The 4,649-nt window shown below is 41.4% G+C and carries 8 protein-coding genes; all 8 read left to right on the top strand.

Going from position 1 to position 4,649, the window contains the following annotated elements; genetic code table 11:
• The first annotated feature begins 524 nt into the window (after positions 1–524).
• On the top strand, positions 525–1,031 hold the full coding sequence (locus J5X92_RS20600) for a GNAT family N-acetyltransferase (protein WP_126874083.1): 507 nt from the start codon (positions 525–527) through the stop codon (positions 1,029–1,031).
• A 117-nt stretch (positions 1,032–1,148) separates the two neighbouring features.
• The gene (locus J5X92_RS20595; protein WP_126874082.1) at positions 1,149–1,382 is read left to right on the top strand and encodes a hypothetical protein; all 234 of its coding nucleotides are present in this window, start codon (positions 1,149–1,151) and stop codon (positions 1,380–1,382) included.
• 148 nt (positions 1,383–1,530) lie between these two features.
• The gene (locus tag J5X92_RS20590) at positions 1,531–2,046 is read left to right on the top strand and encodes a hypothetical protein (RefSeq protein WP_126874081.1); all 516 of its coding nucleotides are present in this window, start codon (positions 1,531–1,533) and stop codon (positions 2,044–2,046) included.
• 125 nt (positions 2,047–2,171) lie between these two features.
• Entirely contained in the window at positions 2,172–2,570 is a 399-nt protein-coding gene (locus J5X92_RS20585; RefSeq protein WP_126874080.1) for an SMI1/KNR4 family protein, read from the top strand.
• A gap of 112 nt (positions 2,571–2,682) precedes the next feature.
• Positions 2,683–3,117, top strand: coding sequence for a hypothetical protein (locus J5X92_RS20580; RefSeq protein ID WP_126874079.1), 435 nt, complete (start codon positions 2,683–2,685; stop codon positions 3,115–3,117).
• Positions 3,118–3,224: 107 nt separating this feature from the next.
• Positions 3,225–3,491, top strand: a complete 267-nt coding sequence (locus tag J5X92_RS20575; protein ID WP_126874078.1) for a hypothetical protein — start codon at positions 3,225–3,227, stop codon at positions 3,489–3,491.
• Between the two features lie 123 nt (positions 3,492–3,614).
• Positions 3,615–4,121 carry a hypothetical protein gene (locus J5X92_RS20570; RefSeq protein ID WP_185864214.1) on the top strand — a complete coding sequence of 169 codons (507 nt, stop codon included), beginning with the start codon at positions 3,615–3,617 and terminating at the stop codon, positions 4,119–4,121.
• Entirely contained in the window at positions 4,100–4,453 is a 354-nt protein-coding gene (locus J5X92_RS20565; protein WP_244361163.1) for a DUF4844 domain-containing protein, read from the top strand. Before J5X92_RS20570 ends, J5X92_RS20565 begins: the two co-directional genes overlap by 22 nt.
• Positions 4,454–4,649: the final 196 nt, after the last annotated feature.

Here is a 4,649-nt window from a genome sequence, read left to right as displayed (position 1 = left end):
TCACGACTAAACCGGATCGTCAAACTGATCGTTTAGTTTCCGCCAACTGGTCAATAAATATTCACGATCTCACCCTGCCTTATTTGGGCGTTATATATCACGATGAATATCGAGAAAATTAGTAGAGTAGAACTATCTGAAGATAATAAATTAAAGGTCTTTCTAGTAAGTCACGGAAGGACTGAATACCAATACATTTATCGCGAGGCCGCTGGTGTGCATTGGTATCATGAAGAAGGTTGCTTTTCATCTACCGAAATTAAGGAATGGACTGCTAAAAAGTGGTTCAAGCATATCTTGGATATTGCTAGGAAAATTGGGGTTCAAATAGAATTAGGTTCGAATACTCAGTGGGTAAACATTAAACAGGCTGACATTTTGAATTCGGAGTGTAAGTGAAATATAACAAACCAATCAAGCTCGCTCACTGCGTTCACTGGGACAGTTACTCGCCCGCGCTATCGCTATTTTCGCGGGCAAGCAACTGCCCCTTATTGGGGCGTTAGGTGCTTCTCGGATATTGAATGCTCATTAATCCTTTAGTTGAATTCGAAAATAGTTATTTGGACTACATCAAGGAATTGGGTAGCGAAGAACGCTATCCCTATCCAATGGATTTAGATTGTTCAAACTTTCCTGCTTTCGTTCAGTTGTTAAGCAATTATTCAAAGGGTATCAACTTACCCAATCATATGGTGCCTAATACCACTTTCTGGCTCATCGAAAATCAAGAAATCGTTGGCTGCTCCCATTTACGCCACACACTAAACGACTCATTAAAACATGCTGGCGGACATATAGGTTTAGGTATCAGGCCCAGTTATCGAGGCAAGGGCGTTGGAAAACGCCTGCTATCTCAAACCATCGAACAGGCAAATAAAATAGATATTACAGCGGTGCATATTCACTGCTACAAAAGTAATATTGCTTCTGCAAAGCTTATAGAATCCTCTGGTGCAACACTAGATTCAACTGTAGATTTAGAGGATGGCTCGGAAAAGGTGCTTAGGTTTATTTATGACCACACCTAACAAAAAAATAAAGTCACTCACTTCGTTCGCTGGGACGCATACACGTGGGCTGCTTCGCATTATAGCCCACATGTCTGCGCCCCTTATTTAAAAGTTATGTGAATCGTGGGTTTCTACATGAGTGAGAAGTTTTCAAAGATAGAACATTACGTTATCGCTAGCGACACTGGTGCACGCGATGGTATTGGTGTCGAAATATATGCTGGTAAAAATATGGTCATGGAAATCTTCCGGGACGACACGAAAAAGAGACGAGAAGTTACTCTTTACCAAGATGAGCTAGATTTAGAACTAGTCGAACAAGCAATAGCTCTCTTCAAAAAAGAGATACCGGAGGACTTTCAAGATTAAATCAACAAATTCACATAACAACCCAATAAACTCACTCACTTCGTTCGCTGGGACGCATACACGCAGGGCGGCTTCGCCATTATGCCCCACGTGCCTGCGCCCGTTATTGGAAAGTTAGTTTGCTCGGACACACTCGCGGAGATTCGCATTGAATAGACTTCTTATTTTTTTGTTTTTCCTTAGTGTAGGTTTACCTGTTCAATCGAAATGTCTTTTAGGGCCTGAATTCATAGATAGCGCTATTTCGTTTGAGAAAAGCTTGAGCTCTATGAAGTCTTACGTTGTTCACTCTGGCAATTCTAATGTCCCGTCATTTTCTGGCCGGGTTACAAGTTTCCCAATAACAAGTAATTTTACGGCGTTGCGATTGGAGCCAGAGGATTTGGATAAAAATGCTTTTATTTTTGCTATAGACTTGCCCAATGAAAGCTTTTACGTGTATTACACGAACGGGGTTTCAGAGCCTTCTCCGAACTTTATTAAAGGTAAAGTATCTCCTGAAAATTGCTCTATCAACTTCGAAATAAGTAATACAGAGGAGCTTTTGGTCAAGGTTCATGCGGAAGGTGAACTGGAAATTATTTCACAGAGTCGTGCTGACTCAAGTCAGGCTTTTACTTTAAGCCAACAGTTTGTGTTTAGCTCGAATGAGTACGCAAACTAACAAACGCATTAACACTCGCTGCGCTCGCTAGGGACAAAAACACGTAGGCTCCCTTCGCTTCGCTCGGTATTATAGCCTACGTATTTTTGCCCGTTATGCGGGCGTTATACGCTCTAGAGAAAATAATGCCATTTCCTGTTGACGAAAAATTTATATCAAAAGCAGAATTTGAGTTAGAAATTAAGTTTCCACTTTGCTTCTGTGAAAGAATGAAGCTGTCGAATGGCGGAAGTGTCGAAGTGGGTAAAGATGTTTTTAATCTTATGCCTTTTTATGACACTTCAGATAAAAAGAGAATTAAGAGAACCTGTAACAGTATTGTCCACGAAACAAAATCTGCGCGGGAGAACTACGGCTTTCCAAAAGACTTAGTTATCATCGGAGAAAATGGTGGTGGCGATTTTCTAGTGTTTAAAATTAATGAAACCCAGGAGGTCTCCAATACCGTTTATTGGTGGGATCACGAAACCGAAGAACTTGTATTTGCAGCAAAAAGCTTCGAGGTTTTAGATGCACGCGTATAACAAAGCGCTTAACACGTTCCCTTCGGTCACTGGGACAGTAACGCAGCGGCGCTTCGCGATTATGCCGCTACGTCACTGCCCGTTAGCTTAGCGTTAGCTGCTAAAGGAAGTCATGAGCATAATATCAATTGGTGGGCAGGCTGGTGGCCCAAAAGATGGTGGCATCGGTAGAATTAAAGTAGATCTATACAAGGCTCTACGTGATAGCTGTTCTACAACCTACTGTGAGGCTGTTGATGAGTATTCACCAGTCCTACGAGTTGATGGCTCAATTCAGAAGTTTGGTGATGAAGAGATAACTAGACTCCGTTTTGCTAAAAAGCAGCGTTATATCACCGCTGATATCCAAATCCCTGAAGCTGTTTGGTCAGGTAAAACTAAAAATGAGCTAAGAGACTACATCGCACAAAAAGTAAGGGAGTCCATCGTACTTTTTGTTGCACGCTTGAAAAAGGATAAAATTGAAGTAGATGAAGATTCTTTATTTAGGGATATTGATGTAGGAATTAGCCAATTTACTAGCATTAGTTACGAGGGCGGCAGCTAACAAGTCAAAGCACGCGGACTTGGAAAAGCTGTCACCTTTTTTGTTCCAAAAAAGTCGCCAACTTCACCAAGCCGGTGTTTGAGGCGTTATAACTACTGAAACATCAAATGAAAAAGTTAGGATCTGTAGCTCTTATACTGCTTATTGTTTTGGCATTGTTTATTAAGACAATTAGCACGTTCACTCTTTGCGGTGGTACGCTACTTCAAAATTGGATCGGTGTTGGTGCTTGCTCTAACAGCCAGAATCAATTCATTGGTTTTGGCAATTTCAGAATGGAAGGCGAAGACTTGGCTGGTGTAGTATTTTTGTTTGTTGCTCTTGTAGTTATAGGCCTTACCTACAAATTGGTAGTAAGCAAACGTGGAAAGTAGTTATAACAAACAAATTAAGTCGCCTGCTGGCGCAGGCTGGGACGCAGTTACGCGGGGCGGCTTCGCCATTATGCCCCACGCAACTGTGCCGCTTAGTTTAAAGTTATAGCCTTCAGGGAAAGAATGGAATTTATTGAACTGAACCAAATTCTTAATACCGATACTGATATAGAGCTTTCGGTTAAAAATTCTGATTGGTCAAAAGTAATCCGCTCAATTACTGCTTCGACAGGGTGGCTCAACAAAAGTGAATTCAATTCCCTTTTTTCGCCATACCTCAACCAACAAGTTTTTGCCTTCGAAACATTTGAGCGTGTGTCAAAAAAAACAGGTATAAAAAAGCGCATTAACTCAAATTTTTCTCTAACTTGGGATAACTTTGACACGTTTCGAAAGAGTACAGATATTTTGTTTTTGTACTTAGTATCCAGTAAGTTAAATTGGGTGTTTTATGCCAACAGAGATCAGTGGGAATTTTCGGCGCGGCCATATCAAGCCAATCAACTCACTCACTGCGTTCGCTGGGACGCAAACACGCGGGGCGGCTGCGCCATTATGCCCCACATGTCTGCGCCCGTTATTGGAAAGTTATGTGCCAAGAGGATAATATGGAATACAGTCCTTTATTAGAAATTCAAGAACAGACCTTGGTCATCACTCAGTCCACTTTATCCGAGTTAAAAAGTTTTAAGGGTAGCGAGTTGTTTGCTGAACTGCCCGGAAGTGTTCCAAACGAAAAACAGCTATTAACTAAAATGTTAGACTCAATTTTAGACACTCTCATTAATGGCCTTTTGCAAAATCCATCAAAGCTTTGGGTCATGGAAACGTTCTTGCCAGAATTAGAAATCATGAAAATGCAAGACACTGAAGCGAAAGAAAACTTTGGAGACCATTTAGAGATAATTATGGATATCCTAAATATAGAAAGCTCAGATGGCTTACTGAGTTACTACTTGTAAGGATGTATTGGGTGGCACATAACAAAAAAATTAAGTCACTCACTTCGTTCGCTGGGACGCATACATGCGGGGCGGCTTCGCCATTATGCCCCACATGCCTGCGCCCCTTATTTAAAAGCGTTAGAAGGCGTCAGCCTAAACTGCGTTTGGCTGTATAAAAATATCAATTCAACCGCCCTCACCTGTTGTTCCCAAC

This window comes from Alteromonas sp. K632G (assembly GCF_017653625.1).
GTDB lineage: Bacteria > Pseudomonadota > Gammaproteobacteria > Enterobacterales > Alteromonadaceae > Alteromonas > Alteromonas naphthalenivorans.
Note: the sequence above shows the minus strand (reverse complement) of the source record. Positions and strands in the feature narration are given on the sequence as shown.